The organism is Salinimicrobium oceani, assembly GCF_012037645.1.
In genome coordinates this window covers 1-443 of record NZ_JAAVJR010000662.1, presented here as the reverse complement: position 1 = coordinate 443, position 443 = coordinate 1, and the positions used below count along the sequence as shown (strand labels likewise).

Here is a 443-nt window from a genome sequence, read left to right as displayed (position 1 = left end):
CCGTACGGGTGGGGATGTGCACTTCTTCTCCGCTTCGGGCGTATTCGTATAGCCTTTTTCCGTCTTTCTTTAATGCTGAAAAGACTGGTGGCTGCTGCTGAATATCTCCTGAAAAAGCTTTTGTGGCGTTAAGAATGTCTTCCGAAGTAATATGATCTATAGGAAATTCACGGTCAACTTCGGTTTCCATGTCGTAGGAAGGGGTAGTGGCACCAAGCGTGAACGTTCCCGTGTATTCCTTTTCCTGCCCCTGAAGGCTTTCAATGAGTTTCGTGGACTTTCCGGTACAAAGGATGAGCAAACCAGAAGCAAGCGGATCTAAAGTGCCTGCATGGCCCACCTTGATCTTTTTGATCCTGAAGTTTCTTTTTATAAGCCATCTCACCTTATTCACCAGCTGGAAGGAGGTCCAATCCAGTGGTTTGTCGAAAAGGAGAATTTGT

Annotated in this window: 1 pseudogene; it reads right to left on the bottom strand. The window is 46.3% G+C overall.

Annotation, left to right across the window (positions count from 1 at the left end):
- Window positions 1-443: pseudogene (locus HC175_RS18765) on the bottom strand (tRNA pseudouridine(55) synthase TruB); the annotation flags it as partial.